This is a genomic window from Modicisalibacter coralii (genome assembly GCF_004117855.1).
GTDB classification, from domain to species: Bacteria; Pseudomonadota; Gammaproteobacteria; order Pseudomonadales; family Halomonadaceae; genus Modicisalibacter; species Modicisalibacter coralii.
Window position 1 is genome coordinate 229,051 of sequence record NZ_QWBW01000007.1, and the last position, 14,367, is coordinate 243,417.

The 14,367-nt window shown below is 65.5% G+C and carries 16 protein-coding genes and 3 tRNA genes; 15 read left to right on the plus strand and 4 right to left on the minus strand.

Going from position 1 to position 14,367, the window contains the following annotated elements:
- Positions 1–140 precede the first annotated feature (140 nt).
- From uvrY to nadB, 8 genes are all read left to right on the plus strand, one after another.
- The gene (gene uvrY, locus D0901_RS03220; protein WP_129138841.1) at positions 141–788 is read left to right on the plus strand and encodes a UvrY/SirA/GacA family response regulator transcription factor; all 648 of its coding nucleotides are present in this window, start codon (positions 141–143) and stop codon (positions 786–788) included.
- Positions 789–855: 67 nt separating this feature from the next.
- The gene (gene uvrC / locus D0901_RS03225) at positions 856–2,670 is read left to right on the plus strand and encodes an excinuclease ABC subunit UvrC (RefSeq protein ID WP_129138842.1); all 1,815 of its coding nucleotides are present in this window, start codon (positions 856–858) and stop codon (positions 2,668–2,670) included.
- Between the two features lie 61 nt (positions 2,671–2,731).
- A complete protein-coding gene (pgsA, locus tag D0901_RS03230) occupies positions 2,732–3,280 on the plus strand; it encodes a CDP-diacylglycerol--glycerol-3-phosphate 3-phosphatidyltransferase (protein WP_129138843.1) in 549 nt (182 codons plus the stop codon).
- A 58-nt stretch (positions 3,281–3,338) separates the two neighbouring features.
- Positions 3,339–3,413 (plus strand) — tRNA-Gly (locus tag D0901_RS03235).
- A gap of 220 nt (positions 3,414–3,633) precedes the next feature.
- Positions 3,634–3,707 (plus strand) — tRNA-Cys (locus tag D0901_RS03240).
- A gap of 32 nt (positions 3,708–3,739) precedes the next feature.
- A tRNA-Leu gene (locus D0901_RS03245) sits at positions 3,740–3,826 on the plus strand.
- Between the two features lie 143 nt (positions 3,827–3,969).
- Complete coding sequence (locus tag D0901_RS03250; protein WP_129138844.1) at positions 3,970–5,151, plus strand: FUSC family protein; 1,182 nt, start codon at positions 3,970–3,972, stop codon at positions 5,149–5,151.
- Entirely contained in the window at positions 5,138–6,718 is a 1,581-nt protein-coding gene (nadB, locus tag D0901_RS03255) for an L-aspartate oxidase (RefSeq protein ID WP_129138845.1), read from the plus strand. The genes D0901_RS03250 and nadB overlap by 14 nt, the downstream gene beginning before the upstream one ends.
- Here the strand turns inward: nadB and D0901_RS03260 are convergent.
- Both D0901_RS03260 and D0901_RS03265 read right to left on the minus strand, forming a co-directional pair.
- A complete protein-coding gene (locus D0901_RS03260) occupies positions 6,689–7,027 on the minus strand; it encodes a hypothetical protein (RefSeq protein ID WP_129138846.1) in 339 nt (112 codons plus the stop codon). The two genes, nadB and D0901_RS03260, sit on opposite strands and share 30 nt — an antisense overlap.
- Positions 7,028–7,046: 19 nt before the next feature.
- The gene (locus D0901_RS03265; protein WP_129138847.1) at positions 7,047–7,325 is read right to left on the minus strand and encodes an FAD assembly factor SdhE; all 279 of its coding nucleotides are present in this window, start codon (positions 7,323–7,325) and stop codon (positions 7,047–7,049) included.
- A 240-nt stretch (positions 7,326–7,565) separates the two neighbouring features.
- Between D0901_RS03265 and D0901_RS03270 the strand changes: the two genes are divergently transcribed.
- Genes D0901_RS03270 through lapB form a run of 3 tightly spaced genes read left to right on the plus strand, consistent with a single transcriptional unit; the run spans position 7,566 to position 9,387 of the window.
- Positions 7,566–7,862 (plus strand): integration host factor subunit beta, encoded by a 297-nt coding sequence (locus D0901_RS03270; RefSeq protein ID WP_129138848.1) that lies wholly within the window; start codon positions 7,566–7,568, stop codon positions 7,860–7,862.
- Positions 7,863–7,896: 34 nt separating this feature from the next.
- Positions 7,897–8,202, plus strand: a complete 306-nt coding sequence (locus D0901_RS03275; protein WP_129138849.1) for a lipopolysaccharide assembly protein LapA domain-containing protein — start codon at positions 7,897–7,899, stop codon at positions 8,200–8,202.
- Entirely contained in the window at positions 8,203–9,387 is a 1,185-nt protein-coding gene (gene lapB, locus D0901_RS03280; protein ID WP_129138850.1) for a lipopolysaccharide assembly protein LapB, read from the plus strand.
- 12 nt (positions 9,388–9,399) lie between these two features.
- Here lapB and pyrF read toward each other — a convergent pair whose 3' ends face one another.
- Entirely contained in the window at positions 9,400–10,101 is a 702-nt protein-coding gene (gene pyrF, locus D0901_RS03285) for an orotidine-5'-phosphate decarboxylase (RefSeq protein ID WP_129138851.1), read from the minus strand.
- Positions 10,102–10,309: 208 nt separating this feature from the next.
- Here pyrF and D0901_RS03290 point away from each other — a divergent pair, with 208 nt between their 5' ends.
- Complete coding sequence (locus D0901_RS03290; RefSeq protein WP_233440338.1) at positions 10,310–10,585, plus strand: ComEA family DNA-binding protein; 276 nt, start codon at positions 10,310–10,312, stop codon at positions 10,583–10,585.
- 74 nt (positions 10,586–10,659) lie between these two features.
- Here the strand turns inward: D0901_RS03290 and D0901_RS03295 are convergent, their stop codons facing one another.
- Positions 10,660–11,421 (minus strand): SDR family oxidoreductase, encoded by a 762-nt coding sequence (locus D0901_RS03295; protein WP_129138852.1) that lies wholly within the window; start codon positions 11,419–11,421, stop codon positions 10,660–10,662.
- 169 nt (positions 11,422–11,590) lie between these two features.
- On the opposite strand from D0901_RS03295, the gene D0901_RS03300 reads away from it, so the two are divergent.
- From D0901_RS03300 to groL, 3 genes are all read left to right on the plus strand, one after another.
- Complete coding sequence (locus D0901_RS03300) at positions 11,591–12,100, plus strand: FxsA family protein (RefSeq protein ID WP_129138853.1); 510 nt, start codon at positions 11,591–11,593, stop codon at positions 12,098–12,100.
- Between the two features lie 181 nt (positions 12,101–12,281).
- The gene (locus D0901_RS03305; protein ID WP_129138854.1) at positions 12,282–12,575 is read left to right on the plus strand and encodes a co-chaperone GroES; all 294 of its coding nucleotides are present in this window, start codon (positions 12,282–12,284) and stop codon (positions 12,573–12,575) included.
- A gap of 76 nt (positions 12,576–12,651) precedes the next feature.
- Positions 12,652–14,292: a chaperonin GroEL gene (gene groL / locus D0901_RS03310; protein ID WP_129138855.1), complete on the plus strand. Its 1,641-nt coding sequence runs from the start codon at positions 12,652–12,654 to the stop codon at positions 14,290–14,292.
- The last annotated feature ends 75 nt before the right edge of the window (positions 14,293–14,367 follow it).

Below are 14,367 nucleotides of genomic sequence, written 5' to 3' on the forward strand. Positions count from 1 at the left end.
CCCTTTCCCCGTCAAGTACTCGCGTTAGACCCGGTGGCTGGCGTCCCCATATCAGAAAACAGTAAACTGACCGCGCCGGAACCGATAACGGATTCTCGCACTCACCACGCCAGAAAGAAAAAGATGCCAGGAGCGAGCACTTGATCAGGGTTCTAGTCGCAGACGACCACCACCTCGTTCGCACCAGCATCGCGCGCATGCTGGACGCGGAGGAAGGCTTGCGCGTCGTCGGCGAAGCCGCCGACGGCGAAGAAGCCATCAGCCAGGCGCGAAACACCCGTCCCGATCTCGTCCTCATGGACATCCGCATGCCCGGGATCGGTGGCCTGGAGGCGACCCGCAAGATCGCCCGGGGCATGTCCGACATCAAGGTGATCGTACTCACTGCCTACCTCGAGGACACCTTCGCCCAGCGTCTTCTCGACGCCGGGGCCAGCGGTTTCATCAGCAAGGGCACCGAGCTCGACGAGATGGTCAGGGCGATTCATTGCGTCCATGCCGGCCAGCGTTACATCAGTCCCGACATCGCCCAGCGACTGGTTCTGGCGAAGCTCGACAGTCAGGAAAACCCCTTCGATCAACTCTCCAGCCGCGAGTTGCAGGTGGCGATGATGATCGTCAACTGCCACAAGGTCAGCGAAATCTCGGACAGCCTGTTTCTCAGTCCCAAGACGGTGAATACCTACCGCTATCGCATCTTCGAGAAGCTCGGTGTCCAGTCGGACGTCGAGCTGACTCACCTGGGACTGCGCTTCGGCCTGATCGAGGACTATCCGGCGCCGGGCTGATTCGTCCGACGCCACCCGCCGGTGAATTTGCTATCCTCGGGGCCTTTTCCAGTCAATCGAACGGCCCATGAGTTTCGACGCCAAGCACTTTCTCAAGACGGTCAGCGAAGCGCCGGGCGTCTATCGGATGCTCGATGCCGAGGAGAACATTCTCTACGTCGGCAAGGCCAAGCGGCTCAAGGCCCGTCTGGCCAGCTACTTCCGCGGCGCGCTCAATGCCAAGACCCAGGCGCTGGTCGCGCGGATCGCCGATATCCAGGTCACCATCACACGCAGCGAGACCGAGGCGCTGCTGCTCGAGCAGACGCTGATCAAGGAGCAGCGCCCGCCCTACAACATCCTGCTGCGCGACGACAAGTCATACCCCTACGTCTTCGCCAGCGACCGCCACCCCTACCCCGCCCTGGAGTTCAAGCGGGTGCGCCACAAGCGCAACGACGGCCGCTATCTCGGGCCTTTCCCGAGTTCCGTCGCGGTCCGCGAGAGCCTGGCGCTGATGCAGAAGATCTTTCGCATCCGCAACTGCGAGGACAGCGTCTTCGCTCACCGCACGCGCCCCTGCCTGCAGTACCAGATCAATCGCTGCAGTGCCCCCTGCGTCGATTACATCAGCGAGGCCGAGTACCGCCGCGACCTGGAGCACGCCGTGCTGTGTCTCGAAGGCAAGAGCGAGCAGGTCACCGCGCAGTTGACCGCCGCCATGGAGGCGGCGAGCCGTGCGTTGAACTTCGAGGAAGCGGCACGCCTGCGCGACCAGATCCAGCAGCTGCGCCGCCTGCAGGAGCGCCAGATCGTCGATACCGGCAGCGGCGAGGCCGACGTCTTCGCTCTCGCCCAGCGACCGGGCGGCCTGTGCATCAGTCTGCTCACCGTGCGCCAGGGGCGGGTACTGGGAGCCCGTCACTTCGCCCCCGACAATGGCCTCGACCTCGGCGAGGCCGAGCTGCTCGGCGAATTCGTCAGCCAGTACTATCTCGGTCAGGAACGCGAGTTGCCCCAGGAGGTGCTGACCAGTCATGCGCTGCCCGATGTCGCTCTTTTGCAGTCGGCGCTCGCCGAGAAGGCCGGCCGACGGTTGCGCATCGCCCATCAGGTGCGCGGTCATCGCGCCCAGTGGCTGCAGCTGGCCCGCACCAACGCCGAACAGCACCTGGCCACCGAGCTGGCCAATCGCAGCCAGTTGTCGCGGCGCTTCGAGTCGTTGCAGGAAGCCCTGGCCATGGACGCACCGCCCGAGCGCATCGAGTGTTTCGACATCAGTCACAGCCATGGCGAGGCGACCGTCGCCTCCTGCGTGGTCTTCGATCACGACGGTCCGGTGAAATCGGACTACCGCCGCTTCAACATCGAGGGCGTGGCCGCCGGCGACGACTACGCGGCGATGCGCCAGGCCCTGGAGCGGCGCTTCAAGCGTCTGCAGAAAGGCGAGGGCAAATGCCCCGACATCCTGCTCGTCGATGGCGGCAAGGGCCAGCTCAACATGGCCCGCGAGGTCTTCGAGTCGCTCGACGTGGCCGGCGTGCGCCTGATCGGTGTCGCCAAGGGCACCACCCGCAAGCCGGGCCTCGAGACGCTGTTCCTCGAAACGGTCGATCGCAGCCTGACCCTCGAGGGCAGCTCGCCGGCCCTGCACCTGATCCAGCACGTGCGCGACGAGGCGCACCGCTTCGCCATCACCGGCCACCGCCAGCGTCGCGACAAGGCGCGTCGCACCTCGACGCTGCAGGACATCCCGGGCGTCGGCCCCAAGCGCCGCCGCGAACTGCTGCGCTTCTTCGGCGGCTTGCAGGGGGTGCGCCGCGCCACCCGCGAGGAACTCGCTCGCGTGCCCGGCATCAGCGCCAGCCTGGCGGCGTCGATCCATCAGGCGCTGCATGGATGAAGCCCCATCGCGCGGGTAGAATGCAGCTTTACGTAAACCGGCAAGGGACCCCTGCTGAGCGATGAACATCCCCAATATCCTGACCATGGCCCGTATCGTGTTCATCCCGCTGCTGGTGATCCTCTTCTACCTGCCCTATGCCTGGAGCTTTCTGGTCACCGCCGCCCTGTTCGCCCTGGCCGCCGTCACCGACTGGCTGGACGGCTACCTGGCCCGCCGCTGGGATCAGAGCACGCCTTTCGGCGCCTTCCTCGACCCGGTGGCCGACAAGGTGATGGTCGCCGTGGCCCTGGCCCTGCTGATCGAGCGCTTCGACTCGGCCTGGCTGACACTGCCCGCCCTGGTGATCATCGGCCGCGAGATCGTGATCTCGGCCCTGCGCGAATGGATGGCGGAAATGGGCAAGCGAGCCAGCGTCGCCGTCTCCTGGATCGGCAAGATCAAGACCACCCTGCAGATGGTCGCCCTGCTGCTGCTGCTGGCCTCGCCGCCGGGTACCTGGCTCTCCGACCTGGGCGTCGTCACGCTCTACCTGGCCGCGATCCTGACCTTGTGGTCGATGATCCAATACCTGCGCGCCGCCTGGCCGCACCTCACCCGCTCGCTGTGAGCAGACCATAAACGTTTGACAGTCACGCACTTATCCGTATAATGCGCACTCGAGTCGAGCGGGAATAGCTCAGTGGTAGAGCATCGCCTTGCCAAGGCGAGGGTCGCGAGTTCGAATCTCGTTTCCCGCTCCAGACTTCGATTCGGATTATTGTTCGGATCAGGAGTTGGAAAAGAGGGTCGCGAGCTGGAGCGCCAGTCCGATCGAATCCTGTTTCCCGCTCCAGACTTCGATTCGGACTATTGTTCGAATCAGGAGTTGGAAAACGAGGGTCGCGAGCTGGAGCGCCAGCCCGGTGGAACGCCACCCGATCAAATCCCGTTTCCCGCTCCAATTATCGAAATGTTCGATATGGCTGGATGGCAGAGTGGTTATGCAGCGGACTGCAACTCCGTGTACGCCGGTTCGATTCCGACTCCAGCCTCCATTTCCCCGCCTGAAACCGGCACCTCCCTTCCTGCCCGGATGGCGAAATTGGTAGACGCAAGGGACTTAAAATCCCTCGGTGGTAACACCGTGCCGGTTCGAGCCCGGCTCCGGGCACCAGGCACCTCGATTCCACCGACCTCCATGCGGCAACCGACTCATCACGCAACGCCCCCTGCCGCTTGCGGTTTCATGGCACGCTCCCTCGGGGCGCATACGCTACCCCCAGCGAGCCCGTTCGGCACTCGACAAGGCCGCGTCCGATGAAACTGCCACGCCTGCGCGACCCCTATTTCAACTACTTTCATCGCCACCGGCTGCACGTTCTGCGCACCAGCCTGGCGCTGGTGATCACCTATGCACTGATCCGCAGCCTGGCCCTGCCCCACGGCAGCTGGGCGCTGGTCAGCAGTCTCATGGTCATGGGCAATCTGCCGCACATCGGCGGCGTTCTCGACAAGGGGCTGCAGCGCCTGCTGGGCACGGTGCTGGGCGCGCTCTGGGGCATCCTCCTGATTCTGATCCCGGAACCGTCACCCGGCGTCGTCCCCGTCTGGACCCTGATCAGCATCGCCGTCGCCACCCACGCCACCTTCGCCACCCGCTACGGTTACAGCGCGCTGATGTTCGGCATCTCGCTGCTGCTGGTGGTCGGCAGCGGCGACAACGACCTGAGCGTGGCACTGTGGCGGGCGGCCAACGTTCTGCTCGGCACCCTCATCGGCATCGGCGTCACGCTGCTGGTGCTGCCCCAGAAGGCCACCGACACCTTTCGCTTTCTGCTCGCCGACAATCTCGACAAGCTGGCGCGGCTCTATCACGCCCACACCAGCAGCGCCTCCGCCGACAACGACCTGGACACCCGCGAACTGCTGAAGACGACGACCGCGCAACTGGTCAAGCAGCGCAGCCTGGTCGACGCCATTCACCGCGAGCGGCGATTGCGCCGGGATGCCCTGGAGGACATCCTGTCCCTGCAGCGGCGAATGCTTTCCACCGTCGAGCTTTTGCTGGAAACTCACTGGACCACCCGCGAGGGCCACGACCGCATCGACGCCATGGACGGCCTGCGTGACGAGCAGCACCGCCTGGCCCGCGGGCTGGGCACGCTGGCCTTCCAGGTCCGCACCGGCCAGGCGATCCGGGTCAGCGTGACCCGCTTCGACCCGCAACGCTATGCCGACCAGGCGACGACCGCCCGCGGCGCGGATGGTCGCATGCTGTTCAGCCCCAGCGGCTATCTGTGGCTCAATCGCGAGCTGGCACGCCTGACCCGCGAGATGAGCCTGCGCCTGGCCCGGCTGCGGCGCCTGCCCAGCCGTCGCCTGCGGCGACGCGCCAGTCGTCATACCCTGATCAGCGATGCCCGCCGCCTGGCCATCGGCAACGCCGATACGCCCCACGAGAACCACGGAGGAAGAAACGAACGCCATGACTCGCAGTGAGCACGATGTTCTCGTCGTCGGCGGCGGCGTCGCCGGCCTGACCCTGGCCCTCGAACTCGCCGATCATCGGCAGGTCACCCTGCTCCGACCGGTGCAGGACGACATCGGCGCCAGTCGCTGGGCCCAGGGCGGAATCGCCGCGGTTCTCGACCCGCGGGATGCGGTGGAGGACCATGTCCAGGACACCCTGATCGCCGGTGACGGCCTGTGCGACGAGGAGGCGGTGCGTTTCACCGTCACCCACAGCACCGCGGCGATCGAATGGCTGGTAGCGCTCGGCGTGCCCTTCACCCCGGACCCCACGCCGGACGCCCCCTACCCCTTTCACCTGACGCGCGAGGGCGGGCACGGTACCCGGCGCATCATCCACGCCGCCGACGCCACCGGACAGGCGCTGATCGAGACACTGCTCGAGCGCGTCTTCGGCGACCCGCGCATCCAGGTGCGCGACGACCTGCAGGCCATCGAGCTGCTCGCCGACGCGCAGCGTGCCTGCTGTGGCGCCCTGTGCCTCGACGCCGCGGGCAATCCGGTCACGCTCGCCGCCCGTGACGTGGTGCTCGCCACCGGCGGGGCCAGCGGCCTGTTCCGGCACACCACCAGCCCCGCGCCGGCCTGTGGCGAAGGCATGGCCATGGCCGCCGCGCTCGGCGCCACCCTGATGAATCTGGAATTCCAGCAGTTCCACCCCACCTGCCTCTATGACCCGGCGGGCGCCCCCTTCCTGATCAGCGAGGCGGTACGCGGCGAGGGCGGACGGCTGCGCGACATCCACGGGCGGGCCTTCATGGCCGACTACGACAGCCGCGCCGAGCTCGCGCCGCGCGACGTGGTCGCCCGCGCGATCCATGCGGAGATGCAGCGCACCCGCGCCTCTCACGTACTGCTGGACGTCACCCACCTGCCCGCCGCGCAGATCGCCCATCATTTCCCGACCATCCAGGCCCACTGCCAGTCCCGCGGACTCGACATCACCCGTCAGCCGATTCCCGTGGTTCCCGCGGCTCACTACAGTTGCGGCGGCGTCGCCACCGACCTCAACGGTGCCAGCGACGTGCCCCATCTGTACGCGATCGGCGAAGTCGCCTGCACCGGCCTGCACGGCGCCAACCGCATGGCCAGCAACTCGCTGCTCGAATGCCTGGTCTTCGCCCGCGCGGCGGCGCGCGCGCTGCGCGAGGCCACGTCACGGGAGACCGCCGGCGACCCGGCGCCCCACCGCGCCGGCGGCGAGGCACCGATGCCCCCTGCCGAGGCCAACGCAGGACTGCAGGAACTGCGCAGCCTCATGAGCGCCCATGCCGGAATCGTGCGCCACGATGCCGGCATGGACGAAGGGCTCCGGGCGCTGGAGGCACTGGCCGAGCGTTACGCCCCGTTCTGGCGACGCCAGCGACCCAGCGTCGAATCGGCACGCCTGCACCACGCCACCCGGCTGGCGATCCTGCTGATGCAGGCCGCACGCCAGCGTCGCGAATCGCGCGGGCTGCACTACAACCGCGACTGCCCGGACCGGCAACCCGGCCCGGCGCGGGCCTCACGCTCCCGCCTCGCCCCGCCAGAGTAACAGCCGCCGCAGATGCCAGCGCTGCCGAGGGCCCGCGCTGTCGGGCCAGACCCAGCGGCACTGCCCGTCGATACGCAGGCCGGTCAGCCAGGGCCCCAAGTAGAAGCCATCGACACTCGCCGAACGCCACTCGCCGTCCCGCCGGCGCTGCCAGCCGGGGGCGGCACCGGGGACCCAGCGCAGCTGGATCGGGGTCTCGCCGCGCCATTCGACGGCCAGCCCCGTCACCAGAGCGGCCAGGCTGAGCATCCACAGCCACCCGGGGGCGAAGGCGATCAGCAGAGAAACGACGGCCGCTCCCAAGGCCACGGAGAGGCCGCGCCCCCATCTAGAGGGTGCGATACTGATCGTTATCGGTCGTTTCCGCATACTCGACGATCAACTTGACGATACGCCGCAGGGCGTCGTCCGAGGGCCACTCGCGACGCATCAACCAGATGAACAGATCCTGATCCTCCTGGTCGATCAATTCCCGATACGCCGCCTGGTCGGCCGCGTCCAGCGAGGCATAACGATGCTCGAGAAACGGCACCAGCAGCAGGTCGAGCTCCCACATGCCGCGACGGGAGTGCCAGTAGAGACGTTTGAGCGTGGAATCTTCACTCACCGGGGAACCTCGCATGACTCGAATTGACGAGCCGGCAGTATACCCGAGCCCGGAAGCCGACGACACGGACCCGGTCGGGGCACGGCTGGCTCCGGGCGCGCCCGGTCAGCGTTTGCCGCCTTTCCCGATGGCAGCGCGGCTCCCCAACCTAGTGCGTTGTTTTCTCACGATTTGCCAAGTATGCTGACAAAAACAAGAAGACGCGCCCTGCCGCCGGCAGGCCTCGTGTGGAGACGACCGATGACCAAATCAGAGTTGATTGAACAGATCGCCATGCGACAGCCCGAATTGTCGATCAAGGAAGTCGAATCCGCCGTGCGGCTGATCCTCGACGACATCACCAATGCCCTGGCGGACGGCGGTCGTGTCGAGATTCGCGGCTTCGGCAGCTTTTCGCTGCATTACCGTGAGCCGCGTGTCGGTCGCAACCCCAAGACCGGCGACCCGGTCGACCTGGATGGCAAGTTCGTGCCACATTTCAAGCCGGGCAAGGAGCTGCGAGAGCAGGTCAACGCCAGTCGCGCCCTGGGCTACTAGCGGCCCCTGTCCGAGACCGTAAAAGGAACACACTATGCGTTGGCTAAAAGGCCTGCTGCTCGCGATCATCCTGCTGGTCGTCCTGCTCCTCGGCATCCTGTTCGCCGTCAACAATCAACAGGCGGTACCGCTGAACCTGATCTGGATCGACCTGCCGCCGGCCTCCCTCTCGCTCTGGCTGCTCGTCGCCCTGGCCTGTGGCGTGATACTGGGCATGCTGGCCATGACCGGCGTCTACCTTCGCCTGCGCACGCTGCTCACCCGGGCTCAGCGCCACAACCAGCAGCAGCGCAAGGAGCTCGACCGTCTGCGTATTCAGGAGTTCAAGGAAATTCCCTAAATGCCCGATCTGATGCTGCTGGCCCTCTTGTTGGCGGCAATTGCCATCGGCTGGTGGCTGGGACGACGCGAGCAGGGACGCTCGGAGCCTCGAACGCATCACGCGAATCGCCTCTCTCGCGACTATTTCGTCGGTCTCAACTATCTGCTCAACGAGCAGCCCGACCAGGCCATCGAAACCTTCGTCCAGGCGCTGGAAGTCAACAGCGACACCATCGACACGCACATCGCGCTGGGCAACCTGTTTCGGCTGCGCGGCGAAGCCGACCGTGCCGTGAAGATCCACCAGAACCTGCTGGCCCGCCCCGCGCTCACCGCCCTGCAGAGCGGCCAGGTACAGATCGAACTGTCCCGGGACTTCCTGCACCTGGGCCTGCTCGACCGCGCCGAACGCCTCCTCGAGTCGCTGTCCCGCGAGAGTATCGACGAAGAACAGCTCAACGCCGCCAAGCGGCTGCTCGTCGATCTCTACGAACGGGAACGCGAATGGCAGAAGGCGCTGGATGTCGCCCTCCCCCAGCTGGTCCGTCAGGACGACGACACCCGCCGCGCCGCCGCCCACTGGCTGTGCGAGCTGGCCGAAGGCGACATGCGCTCGGCCAGCCCCGCCCTGGCCCGCAAGCGGTTACGCCACGCGCTCAACATCGACGCCCGCTGCGTGCGCGCCAACTGGCTGCTCGCCGAACTCGAGCGTGATACCGCCAACTACAAGAGCCAGATCCGACTCTTGCAGCGGCTCGCCGAACAGGACCGGGATTTCATACCGATCGTTCTGGAGCCGCTGCGCGACGCCTACCTGAAGCTCGAGGACGAAAAGGGCCTGGAGCGCTGCCTGCACCGCTGGCTGGAATCGGCACCGCACATCAGCACCGTGATCATGCTCGCGCAGCGCATCGAGCATCGCGAAGGAATCGACGCCGCCGCGGCGTTCGTCAGCGAGCAACTGGCCGTCAACCCGAGCCTGCGGGGCGTCGACTACCTGATGAATCTGTATCTCGTCGATGCCCAGCCCGACCAGCGCCAGCACTTTTCACTGCTCAAGCAGCACACCGGCAAGCTGCTCGAGGCGCGGCCGCGCTTTCGCTGCCATCGCTGCGGCTTCTCCGGCGGGCAGTTGCACTGGCAATGCCCGCGCTGTCGCAGTTGGGGCACCACCAAGCCGATCACCGGCCTCGAAGGCGAATGAGCGCCGGCCGGTTCAGGCCGAAAGTTCCTGCTCGATCGCGGCCAGCGCCGCCATCGGCTCCCGCGCCTGGGTCACCGGACGCCCCACCACCAGATGCGTGCTGCCGGCCCGGATCGCCTCGGCGGGCGTCAGCACACGGCGTTGATCGTCGGCGGCCGCGAAGGACGGGCGGATCCCCGGCGTCACCTTGAGGAAGGTGTCGCCACAGACATCGCGCAGCCGCTGCGCTTCCTGCGCCGAGCAGACCACGCCATCCATGCCGCTGTCCCGGGCAAGGCGCGCCAGCCGCTCGACCTGGCTCATGGGCTCGACGTCGAGCCCCGTCTCCGCCAGATCGGCCCGTTCCATGCTCGTGAGTACCGTCACCGCGATCAGGTGCGTGGCCAGCCCGGCGTGATCCAGCCGCTCGCGGGCGGCTTCCATCATCCGCCGACCGCCGGCGGCATGCAGATTGACCATCCACACGCCCTGGTCGGCCGCCGCCTGCACCGCCGCGGCGACCGTATTGGGGATGTCGTGAAACTTGAGGTCCAGAAAGACCTCGAATCCCCGCCCGTGCAAGGCTTCCAGCACCGCGGGTCCGCTGCGGGTGAACAACTCCTTGCCGACCTTGAGCCGACAGCGCGAGGGATCGAGTTGATCGGCCATGCACAAGGCGGTATCGAGCGATGCGTAGTCGAGCGCGATGATCAACGGGGAACGGGTGACGGCCATGACGACTCCAGATCGGGTTTTCCGCGGAGTATACCAGCGAAGCCGGAAACGCCGGAAAGCCGCCAATGTCGCCTTTCGCCGACAGACTTCTCCGACATCTCTTACACAATGTTGAGAAAAAGTAACTAAACGTTCCTCGCGTCATTGCTTAGCGTGAAAGGTCCCGTCGGTTCCGGGGCAACTGTGCACACTACCGCGAGGAAACGCCATGACCATGAAACGCGTCATCCAGACACTGTTACTCACGCTGGCGCTGGGCGTCGTCGCGTCGCCGGCCTTCGCCGATGATACGCCGGCCATCGACGTCAACACGGCCACCGCCGAGCAGCTCGCCCAGCTTCCGGGCATCGGCGAGGTCAAGGCGCAGGCGATCGTCGCTGACCGCAAGGCCAATGGAGACTACCAGACGGTCCAGGATCTGGCCCGCGTCGACGGCATCGGCGACGCCACGATCGAAGGGCTAGAGGGCAAGGTCAGTTTCTGACACGACAGGGGGATCAACGACGCAGGGCGTGGCCATGGCCACGCCCTGCGGACGTTGCATTCGACCGATTCCTGTCAGATACGCAGCGCGCCGTCACACTCCAGAACCCGGCCGCTGAAGTAGCCGTTCTCGAAAATGTAACGAACACTGTCGGCAATGTCCTGCGGCTGGCCGAGATGCCCCAGCGGGATCCCTCGGGTGATCTTGTCGAGCACATCCGAGCGCATCGAGGCGGTCATCTCGGTCTCGATGAAGCCCGGCGCCACGGCACCGACCCGGATCCCGTGGCGCGCCAGTTCCTTCGCCCAGGTCACGGTCAGCGCCGCCACGCCCGCCTTGGTGGCCGCATAGTTGCTCTGGCCCATGTTACCGGCCCGCGAGATGCTCGAGATGTTGACGATCACGCCCTCGTGACCGGCTTCGATCATCTGGCGCGCGGCTTCCCGCCCACACAGGAAGACGCCGGTGAGATTGACATCGATGACCTGCTGCCACTGTTCGAGCGACATCGTCTTTTCCACTTCGCCGTTCTTGGCCTTGACCAGCAGACCGTCACGGGTCACGCCGGCGTTGTTCACCAGCCCCGAGACCGGTCCCAGTCGGTCGGCGATCGCAGCGAAGGTATCCACGACCGAGCGCTCGTCGGCGACATCGGTCACGAAGGTCTCGACGCCGATGCCCCGTTCGGCCAATGCCCCCGCGGCTTCGACGAGGGCCTCGTCCTCGCGGTCGAGCAATGCCAGCCGTGCGCCCTGCGCGCCCAGCGTCTTCGCCATGGCCAGGCCCAGACCGCGAGCCCCGCCGGTAATCGCGATGATGGCACCATCCAGTTGCATGTTCGTTCCTCCGCACCAGTCGGTTTTGTGCACTGCAATATAATCCCAAGATAGCATGGCTCCCCGACCGAAGCCATTGGCGCATGGTGGTGTCGCGCCGCGTCCCGGAACACTTGCATTCCGCGTGTTTGCCTCCATCTTGTCGAGAGTCCCACGCCTCGGAGCAACTATGCCGATTCTGCTGTTCTTCACCCTGTTCGCCCTGCTCGACTTCGTCATCCTCTTCACGGTCGGCGCTCACATCGGACTGCTGATGACGCTCCTGCTGGTACTGGGTACCGGCTTTCTGGGCCTGCACCTCATCAAGCGTGAAGGCGTTGCAACCCTCCAGCGCGCCCAGCAGCGCCTGGCCGAGGGGGAAATTCCGTCCGACGAACTGATGACCGGCGCCGCCCTGATCTTCGGTGGCGCCCTGCTGATGGCGCCGGGGTTTCTCTCCGACACCCTGGGCTTCCTGTGTCTGTTGCCCAACACCCGCCGCTGGCTGGGCCGGTTGCTGACGCGGCTACCCGCCCAGGTGCGCGGCTTCAACCTGCACACCTATCGTCGCGGCAGCGACGGCTGGCACGAAACCTATCGCCCGTCCGGCGCTCGCGAGAGCGATTCGCGCCAGCAGCAGGCCTCGGAAGGCGACGCCCTGGAAGGCGACTTCATCGCCAAGGACGAGCCTCGTCAGTGAATTTTTTTCATTGCAACCCCTTGAAAGGGGTTGAGCCGACCCCATCAAGGGAGCAGCAATCAGCTTCGGTCTGCATCCCGATGCAGACCATTGACACCGGGGGGTCGAGGCCCTCCGCCCGTGAGCCTTGCTCGACAGGGAAATGCATTCTAGTCATGCAACCATCAGGAGAACGTGAGCAATGAACATCCGTCCCTTGCACGATCGCGTCGTCGTCCGTCGCGTCGAAGAAGAACAGAAAACCGCTGGCGGCATCGTGCTCCCGGGCAATGCCCAGGAAAAGCCGACTCGTGGCGAGGTCGTCGCCGTCGGTAACGGCCGGATTCTGGACAGCGGCGAAGTTCGCCCCCTGGACGTGAAAGTGGGCGACACCGTGATCTTCAAGGAAGGCTTTGGCGTCGAAAAGCAGAAGATCGATGGCGAAGAAGTTCTGATCATGAGCGAATCGGACATTCTGGCCGTCGTCGAAGGCTAACCAGGACTTCGTGTCGAGTCCGACCTTTTACTACTTCTAATCTCGTTCATCGCACAGACATCAGGAAGTAACGAAAATGGCAGCGAAACAGATCAAGTTCTCAGACGACGCTCGCAAGCGCATGGCGCGTGGTGTCAACGTTCTCGCCGACGCCGTGAAGGCAACGCTGGGGCCGAAGGGCCGCAACGTGGTTCTCGAAAAATCCTTTGGCGCTCCCACCGTGACCAAGGACGGCGTTTCCGTTGCCAAGGAAATCGAGCTCAAGGACAAGTTCGAGAACATGGGCGCGCAGATGGTCAAGGAAGTGGCTTCCAAGACCTCCGACGTTGCCGGTGACGGTACCACCACCGCGACCGTGCTGGCCCAGTCCATCGTCAACGAAGGTCTCAAGGGCGTTACCGCCGGCATGAACCCGATGGATCTCAAGCGCGGGATCGATCAGGCCGTCACCGCCGCGGTCAAGGAAATCGAGCAGCTGGCCGTGCCCTGCACCGATTCCAAGGCCATCGCCCAAGTCGGCACCATCTCGGCCAACGGCGACGCTCGCATCGGCCAGATCATCGCCGAAGCGATGGAAAAGGTCGGCAAGGAAGGCGTCATCACCGTCGATGAAGGTCGCGGCTTCGAAGACGAGCTGGAAGTCGTCGAAGGCATGCAGTTCGATCGTGGCTACCTGTCGCCCTACTTCGTGACCAATCAGGAAACCATGGCCGTCGAGCTGGAAGACGCCCTGATCCTGCTGGTCGACAAGAAGATCTCCAACATCCGCGAACTGCTGCCGGTACTCGAGAGCGTCGCCAAGGCCGGCAAGCCGCTGGTGATCATCTCCGAGGACATCGAGGGCGAAGCCCTGGCGACCCTGGTGGTCAACAACATGCGCGGCATCGTCAAGGTCGCCGCCGCCAAGGCACCCGGCTTCGGTGATCGCCGCAAGGCCATGCTGCAGGACATCGCCATCCTCACCGGCGGTACCGTGATCTCCGAGGAAGTCGGCCTGACCCTCGAGCAGGCCAACCTGGACCATCTGGGCAACGCCAAGCGCGTGACCATGTCCAAGGAAAACACCACCATCATCGACGGCGCCGGCGCCGAGGGCGACATCGAAGCCCGCGTCAGCCAGATCCGCGCGCAGATCGAGGAAACCTCCTCCGACTACGACCGCGAGAAACTGCAGGAGCGTGTCGCCAAGCTGGCCGGCGGTGTTGCCGTGATCCGCGTGGGTGCGGCGACCGAAGTCGAGATGAAGGAGAAGAAGGCCCGCGTCGAGGATGCGCTGCACTCCACTCGCGCCGCCGTCGAGGAAGGCGTGGTACCGGGTGGCGGCACCGCACTGATCCGCATCCTGACCAAGGTCCAGGGCCTCAAGGGCGACAACGAGGATCAGACCCACGGCATCGCCATCGCGGTACGCGCCATGGAAGCGCCGCTGCGTCAGATCGTCACCAACGCCGGTGAAGAAGCCTCCGTCATCGTCAATCGCATCAAGGACGGTGAAGGCAACTTCGGCTACAACGCCCAGACCGGCGAGTACGGCGACCTGTTCGAGATGGGTGTTCTCGATCCGGCCAAGGTCACGCGTTCTGCCCTGCAGTCCGCCGCCTCCGTGGCCGGGCTGATGATCACCACCGAAGCGATGATCGCCGAGGATCCGGACGAGAAGGAAGCCGGCGGTGCCCCCGACATGGGCGGCATGGGTGGCATGGGCGGCATGATGTAAGCCAGCCCCGGCCGACCGCCGATACGTCGCCTCCATCGAGGCGACGCAGAAGCCCCACCGCACGCGGTGGGGCTT

What these genes read in the sequence shown, in the direction of transcription:
- D0901_RS03270 (WP_129138848.1), top strand. Translation starts at nt 7,566, where the DNA reads ATGACCAAATCAGAGTTGATTGAACAGATCGCCATGCGACAGCCCGAA.
- lapB (WP_129138850.1), top strand. Translation starts at nt 8,203, where the DNA reads ATGCCCGATCTGATGCTGCTGGCCCTCTTGTTGGCGGCAATTGCCATC.
- pgsA (WP_129138843.1), top strand. Translation starts at nt 2,732, where the DNA reads ATGAACATCCCCAATATCCTGACCATGGCCCGTATCGTGTTCATCCCG.
- D0901_RS03290 (WP_233440338.1), top strand. Translation starts at nt 10,310, where the DNA reads ATGACCATGAAACGCGTCATCCAGACACTGTTACTCACGCTGGCGCTG.
- D0901_RS03300 (WP_129138853.1), top strand. Translation starts at nt 11,591, where the DNA reads ATGCCGATTCTGCTGTTCTTCACCCTGTTCGCCCTGCTCGACTTCGTC.
- D0901_RS03250 (WP_129138844.1), top strand. Translation starts at nt 3,970, where the DNA reads ATGAAACTGCCACGCCTGCGCGACCCCTATTTCAACTACTTTCATCGC.
- nadB (WP_129138845.1), top strand. Translation starts at nt 5,138, where the DNA reads ATGACTCGCAGTGAGCACGATGTTCTCGTCGTCGGCGGCGGCGTCGCC.
- D0901_RS03305 (WP_129138854.1), top strand. Translation starts at nt 12,282, where the DNA reads ATGAACATCCGTCCCTTGCACGATCGCGTCGTCGTCCGTCGCGTCGAA.
- groL (WP_129138855.1), top strand. Translation starts at nt 12,652, where the DNA reads ATGGCAGCGAAACAGATCAAGTTCTCAGACGACGCTCGCAAGCGCATG.
- pyrF (WP_129138851.1), bottom strand. Translation starts at nt 10,101, where the DNA reads ATGGCCGTCACCCGTTCCCCGTTGATCATCGCGCTCGACTACGCATCG.
- uvrC (WP_129138842.1), top strand. Translation starts at nt 856, where the DNA reads ATGAGTTTCGACGCCAAGCACTTTCTCAAGACGGTCAGCGAAGCGCCG.
- D0901_RS03295 (WP_129138852.1), bottom strand. Translation starts at nt 11,421, where the DNA reads ATGCAACTGGATGGTGCCATCATCGCGATTACCGGCGGGGCTCGCGGT.
- D0901_RS03275 (WP_129138849.1), top strand. Translation starts at nt 7,897, where the DNA reads ATGCGTTGGCTAAAAGGCCTGCTGCTCGCGATCATCCTGCTGGTCGTC.